The organism is Paenibacillus sp. J22R3 (genome assembly GCF_056269305.1).
Map to the genome: position 1 here is coordinate 671,574 of NZ_JBWDNS010000003.1, position 15,847 is coordinate 687,420.

Sequence of the window (15,847 nt, forward strand, 5' to 3'; positions counted from 1 at the left end):
TGTTATGAAATCTAGTTTAGGTAACATAGAGTGCAGCATAGGAACGACAAAAAGCCGTGAATGAATATTGCTCATTCACGGCTTCTCGAATATAGCCAACCCTAACGGGACGTAAATAACGTCTCACTAGAACAGTCTACAAGGAGCAATGATGATCAATAGGTTCGATTCAGACACCCATAAACGTCCGCATAGCTAATCAAACCTCACTCTACCGGAGGCCGACACCGCTCTCGTTCATGGTTATTCAGTTCGCTATGACGCGATACCTGCTGCCTGGAAACCTATTCGATCAACAATGCCCTAATCCCACCATTCCTTTAAGTTATACCCAGTATAGTTAACGAGGGAAAATATTACAATTTATTTATAAAGCGAAACTGCTGCTACTTCTTCTTATCGGCTTCTTCAACAGCTGCGTTATCCGTCGATTGCTCAGTCGACTGCTTCTTATTCGACACTTCTATCCCCAGTACAAGCTTCCTTGCTTCTGCCCATCTCACATTGTAGCTCTGGAAGGATACCTTCAGGTCCGGCGCCGCGACCCACTCCTGGACGTAATCGCCGGACCAGAATGCCATTTGGGCCTTCGCCGAAATATTCAAGAAATCATCGCTTGGCGGCTGCCGTTCGACGAAGATGGGATCAAAGGTTAGAAACTGCCGGATTTGCGGCAGCTGAGACGTCTTCGTCATATCGACCGGCAGGAAACCGGAATCGTCCACATAACCGGACTCCTTCACGAAGAAGTTCACCCACGCTTCGGCGAGCTCTTTATTTTCGCTGAATTTGCTTACACCAAGAAACCAATCCGGACTAAGCGGCGCATACCGCTCCGCATTGTTATTATACGGGAATGGGAAGAAACCGAGATCCTCGGAGCTTCCTCCTGCTGCAATCACTTGATTGATTACCCAATTGCCCAGGAAATACATGCCCGCATTTCCTTTAGCCACCTCGCCTTTGGACATCTCCCAGTTGTTCGTGAAGAGGTCCTTCTCGACGTAGCCTTTATTAATCAGGGTTTTGACAATTGTAATTGTCTGACCCCATGGATTTTCGTTGGTGAACGGCTGATCAGATGCTGTCATCTGGTTCAAGTAATTCGCATTCCCGGTCATATAACTGACTAAATTCTCACCCCAAGACGACATCGGCCACTGCGCGCCATAGTTCAGATAGATTGGCACGATGCCTAATCGCTTCAGCTTGGCACAAGCGGCATAGAACTCCTCCAGTGTCGCAGGTACCTTCGTAATGCCGGCTCTCAGAAAAGCCGTTTTATTGTACACAATACCATCCGTAGCGGCGCCTGTTGCAATCCCATACCGTTCACCGCGATAGGATTTGAAATCGGCAAACCGTGTATGCTCAAAGAGACTATCATTCAGCGGCTCAAAATAATTGATCAAATCCTCATTAGGCAGGTTGTTCGGCAGCAGCAGCACATCTCCCGTGCTCCGCGTCGACAGCCTGACGAGAATATCGCTGGCATAATTGGTCAGACCTTCAAACTCGACATGTGTACCGGGATGCTTCGCTTCAAACTTATCCGCGTACTTCTGAAAGACGCCGTTCTCCACAAGGTCAACCCGATTCGTCAGCATCGTGATTTGTTTCAAACCATCTGTGTTCTCCTCCTTGATACTAGGAGAAGGCGGCGGAGTCTTGTCAGCAGTTTGATGGGATGCACAGCTTGTCAGCATGGAGCTGCCGAGTACAGCAGCTACCAAGGTGTATTTGATACGTTTGGATGCTAGAACCGGCATCTTCATTCCACTTCTCCTCCCACGACAGGCAGCCGCAGCATCACTTGTGTCCCCATGCCGGGCCGACTCTTCACTTGAATTCCATAGTTTGTACCATAATGCAGCTTAATGCGTTCATTGACATTCCGCAGCCCGATTCCGGTTCGATGCGAATCCGAATAACCGCCTTCAAGCAAAAGCACACCGTTCAAACTACCGTTCAAACGCTCCAGCGTCTTCTCGTCCATCCCAATTCCATCGTCGGTAAGCTGAACGAATACAGCTTGCTCGGTCTTCCATGCCGACGCCTCAATGACCATCTTCGGCTTGTTATCGTCCATGCCGTGGTAAATCGCATTTTCTACAATCGGCTGAAGTACGAGCTTAATCAGCGAGTAGCTCATCAGCTCATCAGGTGCATTTACCTTCAGCTCGAATCGGCCTGGATAACGGTAATTCAGAATGTCCACGTAGTACCGAATATGATTAATCTCGCTGCCGAGAATGACTTCTTCATTGAGATCGCTGATGCTGTAACGCAGCAGCTTCCCGAGAATCGCCAGCATATCCGCTGCATCCGTATCATCATTGAGCTCCGCGGCCATCCGAATCGACTCCAGCGTATTGTACATGAAATGAGGATTGATCTGGCTTTGCAGCGCATGCAGCTCCGCTTCCTTCTTCTTCGTTTCCATCAGGTAAATGTCTCGAATGAGATCATCGATGCGCAGAATCATCCGGTTGAACTGGTTGCCGAGCTGCCCGATTTCATCACGGTGTTTGACTTGGAATTGAACGCTGAAGTCGCCCTCTTGTACTTTTCTCATCAGCTTCATCATCTTCCGCAGCGGCTTCGTCAGTGCAAAAGAGAAGAAGATTGAGATGAGCAGCGCGATGCCAATCGTTAAGAACGTAAGAATCCACGTCACATTGCGGATGACAGCCGTATTGCGCGTCAGCTCCTTCACCGGGATGGACGTGATCACCTTCCAATCCGTATGCGGAGAAGTGGTGAAGATATAGAGATGCTTCTCGCCGTTTTCCTCCAGATAGAAACTACCTTTCTCCCCTTGCGCCATCTTCACCATCTGCATGTCGCTAATATTCGTGGCCAACAACTTCTTATCGCTATCGTAGATCACATTGCCGAGTGCATCGAAGATGAACGATTTGCCGTGCGTAACCCCATCGAATTTGACAATTTGGTCTTCAATTACGTTGATGTTGGCATCGACGGCGATTAAGCCGATATCATGCAGCGATTTGTCGATAATTTTGCGAACCACGGTAAATGCATATCGGGTACTCTTCAAATTACTTGTATACTTCTGGGTGCTGATCAGCAGCGCTTCCCCTTTGGAAGCGGCTGCACGCTCCATCCAGTACTGGTAGCTTTCCTTAATGTTCATGCGGATGCCGCCGGACTTCGTCGAATAGTAACCGTTTCCATATTGATCGAAAATATAGACCGACGTAGCGCCTCGCTTAATCGTATTGATAAACGAAATATTGCCTTCAATGCCGCGCTGAATCGCCAACAGCAAATCAAAATCCATCGGCGGTGCACCGCTGTTCTCATCCGAGGAATATTGCGCACGCTGCTCATGGTATTTGCCGGATTTGATCAGGTTTTGCTTAATATCATCCTGATAGGCGGGAATGGAAGAAATCCGGCTCATATCGTCGATATAATCATCCACGCGGTCCATCATGTTGCCCAGCATCGTAGTGGAATACGCGATGGTGTTCTGTTCAATCGAATCGGAATAATTGCGAAAGGAAACCGCCCCAATGAACGTCAGCGGCAATGTAATCAGCACCAGGAAAACAAGCAGCAGCTTGCGTTCCATCGGCATATCGCTAAATGAGGAGAATAGTTGTGAGAACCGCCTGATGGGATTCATATATGCGCTGACCGCTCCTTCTACTTCACTGCTTGTTGCACCACCTCACTCAATATACCAGAGAGAAGCGGAAGCGGACAAACAGCTCTTTTTAACCGATTAGTTGAACTGCCAGTTGGCTCGGAATTGGTGGGGGGGTAGTTGGGTATGTTGTCTTGTTCGCAAAAGTGGAGAATGCTGCATTTTGTGCAACATTTCCGAGGGAATTTCGGTCTGTGCAGAGGATTGTTGCGCATTATGCAACATTTTGCCTCTGAACCCGCCAATCTGCGTCTTAGCAGACTACAATGCTGCATTTTCTGCATGATTTTGTGGTTCGAGGGCAGCTAAGCGGGAAATTTGTCGCCATTTATGCAACAATTTTAATGATCCGAGAGTTGGGTTTCTTACTCGGGGACCTAGCTGGTTGGCTTGCTTTGCCTGATCTAATTGGCGCTGCCACGAGATTGCTCTAACGAACCGTGGAGGCCTTATTCAGGGGAAATGGAGTGGAATTGGGCATTTTGAGACCAGATAAGGCCTGTAGGGTTCGTTAGATTTTCAAAACGAGCAATTGGGCTAATATAAGACCTCTGTGGTTCGTTAGCGCCAACGCTCCCCATTGATCCCCCGCGAAACTTACAGTGGGATCATCCGCGATGCCAGCTGATGCGAGCATCCGCGTAGCCAGCTGGCGCGTGCATCCGCGAGGCCTGCTGGCGCGAGCATCCGTGAAGCCTGCTGCGGCGAGCATCATCAGGTCACCACGCGCGACACGCGCGCAGCAAAAAAGCCGTTTCAAAAGTCGCATAGCACACTTTTGAAACGGCTTTACCTACTACTGAGCTTGTCCCGCCAGCATCACAACAGCGCGCAGTGCTGCAGCGATTTCACGCTCGACGGCGTCCGCTACCACGTTCGTGTGCGGGTCGTACACCTCCGCGAGGTCGCTGTCGGCGTAGCCGTCCAGCGCGACAATCGCGCCGGCACGCGCACCGCGAAGCGTCGCGACGACATACAGCGCCGCGATCTCCATCTCCACGGCGAGTGCGCCCGCTTGTTTATACTTGCGGTGCGGAATCTCTTCCACCCCGGTGAAGAAGGCATCCAGCGAAACGGTGATGCCTTTCTTCACGATGCCTTCGCTCTCCTGAGCAGCGGCGTACAGAGCACTGACGACATCGCTGTCGCCGACGGCCGGGAAGCCGTCCGGCACGAGCTGGCGAGTCAGTCCCTCTGCACGTACCGCAGCGGTACTGACGATGAGGCTGCCCGCAGGATGGTCAGCCGAATACGAACCGGCCGTGCCCACGCGGATCAGCGTCTTCACACCTGCGCGGATCAGCTCCTCGAAGCAGACCGCTGCCCCGGCAGAGCCGACGCCATGGCTTGTAACCAAGATACGCACACCATCGATCTCACCGGTGAACGTCCGATATTCACGGCTGAACGCCAACTCTCGCGCATTGTCCAGCTTCTTCGAAATCAGCTCGGCGCGTCTAGGATCCCCGCATACAATCGCGTAATCCGCCGCATCCTCGCTATGAATTTGTAGTATAGGCATTAGTGTCATTAGTCGAAGTCCACATCTTTCCACAAATCTTCCGGTAGACCAAGATCTTCGCCGGAGAAACGCTCCTCGCGGAACGGGTCGGCTACGTTATGGAAGCCGTTGCGCTCCCAGAAGCCCGGGCGGTCTTCCTTCATAAACTCGATGCCCGTAATCCACTTCGCACTCTTCCAGAAGTACAAATGCGGCACAACAAGACGGAGAGGGAAACCATGCTTAGGCGTCAACGGCTCACCATCGAACAAGAAAGCAAGCAGGATATCATCGCCCATCAAATCCTCAATCGGCACATTCGTCTCATAGTCATTATCCGCATGGATCATCACATAGCGAGCTTCCGGCTTCACGCCGAGCAAAGGCAGCAAATCTTTGAACTTCACGCCTTCCCACGTCGTATCGAACTTCGACCAGCGCGTAACGCAGTGAATATCGCATAGAACCTCAGATTGCTTCATCGCCTTCAACTGCTCCAGCGAGAATTCCATTTCCTTCTCCACTTCACCGAAGATGCGAAGTCTCCAGTCCGGCAGCGAATAATTCGGCACTTCCCCTTCATGCAGGATCGGGAAGCGCTCTGTTAGAGCTTGGCCCGGCGGCAAGCGATGCGCTAGCGTTGCATCTACTTCTACTTGCGTAATCGGTTTCGCTTTCTTCAAGCGTTCTGCTTTATTATTCACTTTATTTTCCCTCCTTGAGCAATACTAGTATATTTCATTAACGGGAGCTTTCATTCGCTTTGCGCGCTTCCGCAAGATAACTCTTATCCTTGAAGAAGAACATCATCACAAGCGTCACGACATACGGCAGCATATTTGTAAAATTGGTCGGCAGCGCCAAGCCCTGCAGCCGAATACTGATCGCATCCATAAATCCGAACAACAAGCTGGATGCGCCAACGCCAATCGGATTCGATTGACCAAGCATCGTCGCGACAAGGGCGATAAACCCGCGGCCCGCCGTCATATTTTCCGTGAACATCGTCACTTGTCCAAGCGACAGCTGGGCGCCGGCCAAGCCGCATAATACACCGCAAATCAACACAGCGCCGTATTGAATGCGTTTGGACTTAATGCCAATGCTGCGCGCGGCAACCGGATTCTCGCCGACAGCCAGCAGCCGGAAGCCGGACACCGTTCTGAACAAGAAATATTGAAACACGAAGACGAGCAGGAATGCAGCATACACAAGCGGCGAATGCCCGGATAAAACATCGCCAAGCCACGGAATATCTTTGATTAGCGGGATATCCCATGCGGGTAAACCTTGCATGTTCTTATCGTAATAAGCACCTTTAACATTGAAGATGGCTCTCAAACTGAATGAGGTTAAGCCCAGAGCCAAGAAATTAAGCGATATCCCGACTATGATGACATTGGCCCTAAGCTGGATGCTTAGATAAGCAAATATCATCGAGAATAACATGACGCAAACGACCGCAAACGCGACAGCCAGCCACACGTTACCCATCAGGTAATTGCCGACGATCGCGAAGAAAGCGCCGAACAGCACAAGCCCTTCCAAGCCTACATTAAACAGTCCGACGCGCGAGCAAATCGCGCCGCCGAGAGCGGCAAGCAGAATGGGCGTCACCATTCGTAGGGCAGAGTTAAACAGTGAAGCATCAAGTAATTGTTCCACCTTGAGCCCTCGCTTTCCTGCGTTTTAAGAAGCCGTAGCTTAATTTAGCCGAGACGAAGAGAATCAGCGTAGCTTGGATAACACTCGCAATCTCAAGCGGAACCTCGGTATTACGTTCTACACCCATACCGCCGGTTTGCAAGGCTGCCAGCAATAAAGCTGAGAATGCGGTGCCAAGCGGATGCGAGCCTGCGAGCAGCGTCGCCATAATCCCCGACCAAGCATAGCCAGGTGTGGAAAGCGAGCCATCCAAATAGCGGTACTGCGTACCAAGCACTTCTACTGCACCGGCCAAGCCTGCGAAGCCGCCGCTGGCAATCATGCTGTAGAGCATCAGCTTGCCGCGCTGCACGCCGCCATAAGCGGCGAACAGCGGGTTATTGCCGAGCATGCGCGTTTCATAACCGCTCACCGTGTATTTCATATACAGATACAGCAGCACTGCACCTACAATCGCAATAATAAATCCGGCATGAAGACTCATGCCTTGAAACAATTTAGGAAGCCAGACGCTCTGCTCGATCATCTTCGTTTGCGACATTGCCGCCGAGCCGGATGTATCCTTCAGCGGATAAGCTACCAAATAGCCGGCAAACAAGGAAGCAATATAGTTGAGCAGCAGCGTCGTAATTAGCAAATTCATGCGGAATTTCGCATCCATCCATCCGGCAAAAGCAGACCAAATTCCGCCTGCCAGAATACCGGCAACCAGTGCCATGATGAGCCTGTACCAACCGGGACCCGGAACATATAAGGCGATTAATGCCGCGCTAAGTCCCCCAAGGATCATTTGTCCTTCTGCACCAAGGTTGAAGAACCCCGCTCTGAAGGCAAGCGTCGCGCCAAGTCCGACCAAGATAATCGGCGTTGCGCGGGACAGCGTATTCGTTACAAAGTAGAAGCTGCCGAATGCACCTTTCCACATCTCCGCGTAGGTCTCCATAATGGATCCGCCAACAAGCGAGATGGCAATTGCACCAATCAGCAAGCCAAGGATGACAGCAATAACCGGCTGGAAGAGCGAGCCTGCAAATTGGGTGAGTTTACTTTTCAAGCCTGCTTACCTCCTGCCATCAATAAACTAATCCGTTCTTCGTTCGCTTCTTCTGCACGCAGCTCGCCAACAATCCGGCCTTCATTCATGACCAGGATCCGATCTGACAGCTTCAGAATTTCCGTCAGCTCCGACGAAATAAGCAGAATGGCGCCTTTCTCATTCCGTTTCTTGATCAGCTCGCCATGAATAATCTCCATCGCCCCAACATCGACGCCGCGCGTTGGTTCAGCCGCAATAAGAAAAGGTGTACCTTGCGCCAGCTCTCTGGCTACGATCAGCTTCTGCAGGTTACCACCGGAGAGAAACTGTGCTTTCGTATCCGGCGAACCGGTCTTGATCTCAAACTGTTTAATCCAGCCTTCCACCATGGAACGAATGCTCCGTCCACGCAGGATGCCGTAACGCTGCTCTCTGCGGGCATGTCCCATCACGCCGTTCTCAACAACGGTCGCATCCTTCGCCGCTCCCCATTGATAGCGGTCCTCCGGAATATGGGCAAGCCCAAGCTCCCGAATCTTCCGCACCGGAGCTCCCGTAATCTCTTTGCCTGCGAGCATCACTTGGCCGCTCCCGATATCTACGAGACCCGCGATCGCCCCGATCAGCTCGGATTGACCATTGCCGGAAATCCCGGCAATACCGACGATCTCGCCGGCTCTGACCGATAGATTGACATCGTTCACAAGCGGCTTCCCTTTATCGCCATTCACCGTAAGCGACTTTACTTCCAGCACTGCCGTGCCCAGATCAGGCTCTGTACGGGTTATTTCGACCAAATCGCGCCCGACCATCAGCCTTGAGATTTGTTCAACGCTTGTATGCTTGGCATCCACAACGCCGGTCACACGACCATCGCGAAGCACCGTAATCCGGTCCGCAACATCCATGATCTCTTGCAGCTTGTGGCTGATAATAATGAAGCTTTTCCCTTGTGCCGCGAGCCGTTTAATCGAAACAAGCAGCTCCTTGACTTCAAGCGGCGTCAGAACGCCAGTCGGTTCATCCAGAATAATAATGTCCGCACCTTGATGAAGCACCTTCAAGATTTCAACACGCTGCTGGACGCCAAGCGAACAAGCCGACGTTTTCTTGCGCGGGTCAACCGGCATGCCATATTGGCGCGACAGCTCTTCCACCTCTGCAATTGCAGCCTTGCGGTTAAATCCGATACCGGAGCTCGGCTCACGTCCGATGACGATGTTCTCGGCTACCGTGAAGGAGGGAAACAGCATGAAATGCTGATGCACCATGCCAATTCCGCTGCGAATGGCATCAGAAGGCGTTGCGAAATGCCGTTCTTCACCGTTAATCTGAATGGAGCCGCTGGTCGGCTTCTCCATGCCGTACAGAATACGCATGAGCGTTGTTTTGCCAGCGCCATTCTCGCCGACGAGCGCATGAATTTCACCTTTGTTCAGCGTAAAATTGATATCGGTATTGGCTTTCACAGGACCGTAAGCCTTCGTAATATTCTCCATGCTAAGCAACATTCGGCCGTTCTTCTCCTCTCATACCGTGTAAATAGGAAGAAACCGGCTGTATGTTCATACAGCCGGCAGGGTAACATTATGGGTTCAGCGGGTTCTTAACAACCAGTTTACCGGATACGATATCATCTTTGATTGCTTTTACTTTATCGACGGTTGCTTGTCCGATAAACGGATTCAGAGGAGATTGGCTGTCTCTTGTTACATAAGTAAGACCAACGCCGTCTTCCTTCAAACCGTAATCAACTGCTCCGTAAGCAAAGTTGCCTTCTGCAAAAGATTTAACCGTTTCATATGCAACTGTGTCAGTACCTTTCAGCTGTGCAAGGACAACATGCTCGGGGTCAACGCCGGTGTTGTCGATGTCTTGACCGGAAGTGAAGAAGCCTTTCTCTTTCGCAGCCTCGAACACGCCAAGGTCGCCTACTGCCGATGCGCCTGCGATGAAGTCAGCGCCTTTAGAGAATTGAAGCAATGCAAGCTCTTTCGCTTTCGCCGGATCCGTAAATCCGCCTACATAGTTGATGAGCATTTCAGCATTAGGGTTCGTGTATTTCAAGCCTTGAGCAAAACCTTCTGTATATTTCTTCAGAAGCGGCGCGTCAATTGCAACAACCATGCCGACTTTATTCGTTTTGGTGGAAAGACCTGCAGCTGCGCCCAAGAGGTACGATGCTTCGTACTCACGGAATACAACACTGCGTACATTCGGTAGATCTACTACGGTGTCGATAATCGCGAATGGTTTGTCCGGATTCTCGGCAGCCACTTTCTTCAGTGCATCTTCCGCTTGGAATGTAGCGGTAATGATCATATCGTAGTTCTCTGCAACCGTCGAACGAAGGTTCTGCTCGAATGCGGCAGGGTCAGTCGATTCGATTGTTTTTACTTCTACGTTAAACTCTTTGCCTGCTTTCTTGAAGCCCTCGTCCATTTGTACGAAGAAGGCGTTAACGCCGATTTTCTCTGGAAGAACAAGTGCGACTTTCTTCGTAGGAGCTTGTTCACTTGCATTGCCCGAATTACTCGTGTTCGTTGAGTTATCGGCCGTGTTGTTGTCTTTCTTACCACATGCGACGAACAATGAAGACATTAAAATAAGTACTACAGCAAGCAGAATCCCTTTTTTCATCTGTTTCTCTCCTAGTCTTATGTGTAATCTCTCTCTCAATTGCTCAAATATATCAAAAATCGACAATTTTCGCGCAATCCGTATGGATATTATACCGCTATGTACCAGAATTGGCTATCCATAAATACGACAATCCATTATGTAAATATTGCGTAATCCCGGCTAAAACCAACCATAGTATCCCAGAACTGGAACCCAACTATTCACACTGTCCTTCATCAGACCCGCAACCGGCCGCAATCCGCAAAAAAAGCGTGCGAATGAGCCGTTCCATTCAAACACGCTTTATCGTTTAGAAGAAGCTAAACAACAGCAGAGAATAGATGAGGAGCGTCTTGCCCCAACGTTTCTTCATGAAATCTTTCCCGCGATGAATACGCGACTTCACTGTGTTCACAGGGATATTGTTCGCAATGCTGATATCCTCCATCGACATCTCCAGTACGTAACGCTGATAGACAACGCTTCTATATTTATCCGGCAGCTTATCGATGAGCTCCGCCATCTTCGACGAAAGCTCGCGTTCGATCACTTCTCCTTCCGGAGAGAGCGATGCATGCGCAATGACATCATGGAGAGAGAGCGCTTGATCGGACTGGGCTAAGACAGGCTGGTCCAGCGGCAGCGGCGGGGTTTTGCGGCGACGAAGAAGATCCAGGCAAATGTTCTTCCCGATATGGAAAATCCATGTCGAGAATCGTTTATTCTCATCAAAGCGGTTCAGGTTCAAATACACCTTGAGAAACGTTTCCTGAACGACATCCTCGGTATCACTCTTACTGCGAAGTATTCGATGCGCCATACGGGATAATTTATCCTTGTAGAGCTCGACCAATTTGTTAAAGGCCGTTTCATCGCCTTGCCTCGATAACATCACTAATTGCGCTTCATTCACGGCAATTCTCCTTTGCCACCCGTCATCCGTCTTATCTCTTATTATAACAGGAAAAAGAAGAAACGCATCTGTAAAAGCATGCGTTTTTGTGACGATATCTGACGTTTTCACGGTCCATACACTTCAAATTCAGAAATTTGAGCCGCCGGCCAGCCTGTGTTGCCCTCCACGGTGAGCAACACATAACGAGAGCTCGCTCCATCCAGCACAATTTCAACCGTATTCTCCTTCGCAGGATCAAAGGTGTAGGTGTCTAGCGCTTTGATGACGGTATAGTGCTCACCGTCATCACTGCCTTGCACCGCAATGGACTGATCCCGTGCTGCCCACGCATCAAGCGGCGGCAGCTTCAATACGACTCGCCCAAGCTGCTTCTTGTCGCCGAGATCAACGATTAACGATTGCGGGAATTTGTTCAAGACACTTTCCCAATAGGTGAAAGGGTCGCCGTCTCCTGCCAGCTTTGCAATCAGCTCCGTATTCGTGTTCGTACTCGATTGAAGCTCATGCCCCTGAGCAAGGTTCTCCAGTACCCTCACCTTCTTGAACGGCGAATCCTTTACAGGACTCCCATCATCTGAAGGCGTAATCGCGACATAGGTCGCCATCTTACCGCCCATGTTGGCAATAAAATCTACCATCAGCCACTCCCCTGATTCTGCAACAGGCAATTCGGCGATTTCCGTGCCATCTGCCTCGTAAGCTGCAGCATGGGCATGCTTCCAGCCTTTCATCGGCTTAATCCGCAGCGTTGTATCGGAACCGATCGGCTGATAGACGCGAATTTCCTTGTCCGCACGAATCTCGGCCAAATAATGCTCACCGGGATCAAGCTCGTAACCATTGTATCTCGCATAGCTGCCTGCCCGTACTTTTCCGGACACCGAAGCAATATCGAAACCGCCCGCTGTGAGTGTCGTCTGCTCATCCATCGTATAAGGCTTCTGAGTATCCCAGTTCGCCGTGACGATATGCGTCCCGAAATCCGTCCTCGTCGTGGTGGCATCGACCGCATCATAACGCTGAACGAGTGCATCGGCATAATCTGCAAGCACGTACTTCTGGAATACTCCGATCAGAGTGATCCATGGATTCGTGGTACCGGTATACAAATCGCCGCTTAAGTTGTACCCCATCGCCGCATTCCAACGGAGCATATCCTTATTATCCGTCATCGTCTCCGCAGCAAGGTCATGCTGATAGAGCAGCACCTTATCGCGCAGCAGCATACTGGCAAGCGGGTAATAATCGGTATAAGAAGCGGTATTCTTCCTATAGCCGAGCAAATCCCACAGGTAGTTCGTTCCCATGAATCCAATGCTGTTATCGGATAGCACATCAATGCCGTCTTCGGTATACATGCGATGTTTAGAGGAAGCAAAATACTGCTGAACCCCTTCGAAATAAGCGGACCAAGCATCCGTATCCGCAGGGTGCAACTCACCTGCCGTGAACGGTGCGTTGCGTATTCCCCATTGATCTTCGAAAATGCCATCCACGCCAGCGTCCAGCAACTTCTGATGTTCCTCTGCAATCCGCTTCGTCACGAACGGGTGGTTCAGATTCATCACATAGCCGCTGTGTTCGCCGTAATCTTCCTTAAGCAGCGTATCATTCGCCTGCTCCACAACGATATCCTCCAGCTTCACGCCATCCGGCAATGCCGCTAATGTCGGAGAATGCACGCCCCACCAGGAGAAGTTCGTATACGGCACAACCTGATTGCCTTTTGCCTGCGCATCTGTAATGAAAGCTTCCAGAGCATCCTCGCCGCCCCACTTTGGATCAGCAGGCAAGAAATCCGGATAATTCTCATCATGACCGCCGGTCTGGAAACCTACGAGATGAAGCATCCCGTTGTATGGCAAAGCATCCACATAGCTGCTCGTCAGCGTGCCCCATTTTTCTTTGCCCAAGGCCGAAATATCCAGCTTCATTAACGGAAGCTCCGCGGTGTGCGCCTTCGCGTTGCCGAGTTTATGATCCAGCGAAGGATAACGGTCAATCCCGCCCAGCGTTCGATAGCTGGCAATCGAGTCGGTATAATCTCCGCCGATTTCAAGCACTACAGTTGGACTTCGCCAGCTCGCTCCTGCTTCCGTCCACACGTTATATTGATGCACGAATGCGCTCTTGCCGGCATCATCCGTTTGGTTCTTGAAGCCAAGCTCTGTCGTCACGACAGGCTTATCACCTCCGACCAAATCATAAAGTGCGACATTACCGCCTGCCGTGCGCAGCGCCGTATAGGAAGCAAACATAACACCGGGATACTGCCCTTCATAAGCATTGTTATCGGTAAAGAAAGAAGGCTTCAGCTTCACACCAGGCAGCATCGGAAGCAGGCCGTCAACCACCGAATCCGCTGCGAATTTCAACTCATAGGGAAACCGAAACGATTGCAGGATGTCATTCGTACCGTTCTGCACCTCAGCACGAAGCTGAATGCGGTTGGTCTTATCGAAGGTTGCGGTCACATCCACTGCAAGCTTGCCGCCATAATGCAGCAGCAGCTCTGAACGCCCGCTCCTCCACTCATAGTCAAACTTCGCTGCACCTAAGCTGTTTATCGATGAGTTGTCTTTCAGAAAAGCCCACCACAGCGCTCCTTTGCGGTTGCCTTGCATCACCTTGCTGCCTGTGCTTCGGTCCTTGATATAGGCGATTCCGCCGGCATCCCGCTGAAAACCGATTTCGTAACTGTCATTGGCAAGCACGAGCAAGTTGTCGGTTTCATTAAAGGTTACTGCTTGTGAGGTAAATAGATCTTTTCGGAGGGAGATAAGGGACAGCAGCGCTACCAGAAGTAGCGCTGCTGCGAGGAAGAGTCTTGTTCGGGATTCCGGCTTCAAGACCTGCATCGAACGGACCTATTCAACCTTGATTGTGTTGTAGAACTTTTCTTGCATGTTTTTGGCTGCTGCATCCAGCTCTGCTTTCATGTCTACGTCTTTCTTCGAGAACACTTCTTGCACGACATTCGTCATGGCAGCATAGTAATCTTGCGTGTTGAACTGTGCTTCCGGTTTACCGTCAAGCAAGCTCATGATTTCCGGGCTGTATTGGTACACGTTATCGTATTTGTCGTAAACCGCTTTTACCTTCTGACCGTATTCCGAGTTATCGTTGTAGTACTGGATAACCGGCGGGATGAAGAATTTGTTGTCGGTTTTACGTTGTTTGATGCTTTCTTCCACAGACTCCAAGCCTTTGTCGGAGAAGTAATCGAACGTTGCGTAGTTGAACGCCATTTCTTGCTCTTCTTTGGAAGCATTCGGATTGATAACAAGGAAGTCGCCGCCGAGTACGCCCGTATGCTTGCCGCCTTTCTCTGCTGCAGGCATTGGGTACACGAGAATGTCTTCCGGCTTCATGCCGCCTTGGTTCAGACCTTGGTCAACCGGGCCATCCGGTCCTGCGATAACCATAGCTGTTCTGCCTTGTGCGAATGCACCTACTGCATCGCCCCAGCCAAGTGCGAAGTCCTTCGGAATCGCGCTGGCTTCCCATGCCAGCTTGTGGTAGAACTCAAGCGCTTTAAGACCTGCTTCGGAATTGAAGGCCGCCGTTACTTTGCCGCCGTCAACCGTTTGTATTTCGCCGCCTGCTTCGAACAGGAAGTTAGTCCAGTTCCAGCCCGCTTCATTGCCTTTACCCATTGGCGCGATACCGGAGATTCCTTTCTTCGGTTCCGCAACCGCTTTCGCCGTATTCAGCATGTCGTCCCACGTCCAGTCGAAGGATGGAACCGCAACGCCTTTATCCGTCAGCATTTTCTTATTCACGACTGTGCCCGTTACATAACCTTGCTGCGCAATGCCGTACACTTTGTCGCCGATGATGAATTGATTTTGCAGAATCGGATTCATTTGATCCTTGAACTCATAGTTGTTGAACAGCTCTGTAATATCCGCTGCCCAGCCGCGCTCTGCAAGGAATTTACCTTCTGTAGCGTAAGTATTGAACAGAGTTGGAGCTTCGTTCGCACCCATTTTGATGCCGATTTCGTTCGGGTTGTACTGCCATTCGCTCTTCACGATCTCAACGTTCGGATATTTCTCTGTGAAACGTTTGATTTTATCGTCCTCAAGCGCTCTCTTCTCCACCAAATCCGGTGTTGGGTAGTAGATGCTGATCGTTACTTTAGCGGCAGGTGTTTCTTCCGCAGCCGTGTTATCGCCTGTGTTAGCCGCTGTATTCGTGTTCGTGCTGGTATTCGATGAGGCCGCGTTGTTCGTCTTGCCGCTGTTCTCGCCGGTGTTGTTGTCGTTCGAGCTTCCGCATGCCGACAGGACGCCTGTCATTAGAAACATGCTTGCCAGAATGAATGAAACCTTACGCATCTTACGCATGTTTTATCCCCTTCTCACGTTTATTTACCTTACACGCTCATCATAATAGAGGCGCAGAGAAAGCAGAATGTGTATTCCTATGTCG

12 protein-coding genes are annotated in these 15,847 nt (G+C 50.6%); all 12 read right to left on the reverse strand.

From position 1 onward, the window contains the following. Nucleotides 1–386: 386 nt before the first annotated feature. Entirely contained in the window at nt 387–1,775 is a 1,389-nt protein-coding gene (locus tag AC0YN4_RS17755; protein ID WP_475836329.1) for an ABC transporter substrate-binding protein, read from the reverse strand. Next, nucleotides 1,772–3,652, reverse strand: coding sequence for a cache domain-containing sensor histidine kinase (locus AC0YN4_RS17760; RefSeq protein WP_475836330.1), 1,881 nt, complete (start codon nt 3,650–3,652; stop codon nt 1,772–1,774). The genes AC0YN4_RS17755 and AC0YN4_RS17760 overlap by 4 nt, the downstream gene beginning before the upstream one ends. Nucleotides 3,653–4,184: 532 nt before the next feature. Continuing rightward, complete coding sequence (locus AC0YN4_RS17765) at nt 4,185–4,433, reverse strand: hypothetical protein (protein WP_475836331.1); 249 nt, start codon at nt 4,431–4,433, stop codon at nt 4,185–4,187. A 36-nt stretch (nt 4,434–4,469) separates the two neighbouring features. Next, entirely contained in the window at nt 4,470–5,204 is a 735-nt protein-coding gene (locus AC0YN4_RS17770) for a nucleoside phosphorylase (RefSeq protein WP_475836332.1), read from the reverse strand. Next, nucleotides 5,204–5,878 carry a sulfite oxidase-like oxidoreductase gene (locus AC0YN4_RS17775; protein WP_475782413.1) on the reverse strand — a complete coding sequence of 225 codons (675 nt, stop codon included), beginning with the start codon at nt 5,876–5,878 and terminating at the stop codon, nt 5,204–5,206. Before AC0YN4_RS17775 ends, AC0YN4_RS17770 begins: the two co-directional genes overlap by 1 nt. Nucleotides 5,879–5,915: 37 nt before the next feature. Further along, complete coding sequence (locus tag AC0YN4_RS17780) at nt 5,916–6,839, reverse strand: ABC transporter permease (protein ID WP_475836333.1); 924 nt, start codon at nt 6,837–6,839, stop codon at nt 5,916–5,918. Beyond that, nucleotides 6,823–7,893, reverse strand: coding sequence for an ABC transporter permease (locus AC0YN4_RS17785; RefSeq protein WP_475836334.1), 1,071 nt, complete (start codon nt 7,891–7,893; stop codon nt 6,823–6,825). The genes AC0YN4_RS17780 and AC0YN4_RS17785 overlap by 17 nt, the downstream gene beginning before the upstream one ends. Then, the gene (locus AC0YN4_RS17790) at nt 7,890–9,386 is read right to left on the reverse strand and encodes an ABC transporter ATP-binding protein (protein ID WP_475836335.1); all 1,497 of its coding nucleotides are present in this window, start codon (nt 9,384–9,386) and stop codon (nt 7,890–7,892) included. Before AC0YN4_RS17790 ends, AC0YN4_RS17785 begins: the two co-directional genes overlap by 4 nt. Nucleotides 9,387–9,462: 76 nt before the next feature. After that, nucleotides 9,463–10,515 carry a BMP family lipoprotein gene (locus AC0YN4_RS17795; RefSeq protein ID WP_475782417.1) on the reverse strand — a complete coding sequence of 351 codons (1,053 nt, stop codon included), beginning with the start codon at nt 10,513–10,515 and terminating at the stop codon, nt 9,463–9,465. Between the two features lie 292 nt (nt 10,516–10,807). Further along, nucleotides 10,808–11,410 carry a sigma-70 family RNA polymerase sigma factor gene (locus AC0YN4_RS17800; protein WP_475782418.1) on the reverse strand — a complete coding sequence of 201 codons (603 nt, stop codon included), beginning with the start codon at nt 11,408–11,410 and terminating at the stop codon, nt 10,808–10,810. 107 nt (nt 11,411–11,517) lie between these two features. Continuing rightward, the gene (locus tag AC0YN4_RS17805) at nt 11,518–14,271 is read right to left on the reverse strand and encodes a discoidin domain-containing protein (RefSeq protein ID WP_475836336.1); all 2,754 of its coding nucleotides are present in this window, start codon (nt 14,269–14,271) and stop codon (nt 11,518–11,520) included. A 9-nt stretch (nt 14,272–14,280) separates the two neighbouring features. Then, a complete protein-coding gene (locus AC0YN4_RS17810; protein ID WP_475782480.1) occupies nt 14,281–15,753 on the reverse strand; it encodes an ABC transporter substrate-binding protein in 1,473 nt (490 codons plus the stop codon). Nucleotides 15,754–15,847: the final 94 nt, after the last annotated feature.

Excerpts from the sequence above, each read along its gene's own strand:
- AC0YN4_RS17755 (WP_475836329.1), bottom strand. The coding sequence starts at position 1,775 with ATGAAGATGCCGGTTCTAGCATCCAAACGTATCAAATACACCTTGGTA.
- AC0YN4_RS17760 (WP_475836330.1), bottom strand. The coding sequence starts at position 3,652 with ATGAATCCCATCAGGCGGTTCTCACAACTATTCTCCTCATTTAGCGAT.
- AC0YN4_RS17770 (WP_475836332.1), bottom strand. The coding sequence starts at position 5,204 with ATGACACTAATGCCTATACTACAAATTCATAGCGAGGATGCGGCGGAT.
- AC0YN4_RS17790 (WP_475836335.1), bottom strand. The coding sequence starts at position 9,386 with ATGTTGCTTAGCATGGAGAATATTACGAAGGCTTACGGTCCTGTGAAA.
- AC0YN4_RS17795 (WP_475782417.1), bottom strand. The coding sequence starts at position 10,515 with ATGAAAAAAGGGATTCTGCTTGCTGTAGTACTTATTTTAATGTCTTCA.
- AC0YN4_RS17805 (WP_475836336.1), bottom strand. The coding sequence starts at position 14,271 with ATGCAGGTCTTGAAGCCGGAATCCCGAACAAGACTCTTCCTCGCAGCA.
- AC0YN4_RS17810 (WP_475782480.1), bottom strand. The coding sequence starts at position 15,753 with ATGCGTAAGGTTTCATTCATTCTGGCAAGCATGTTTCTAATGACAGGC.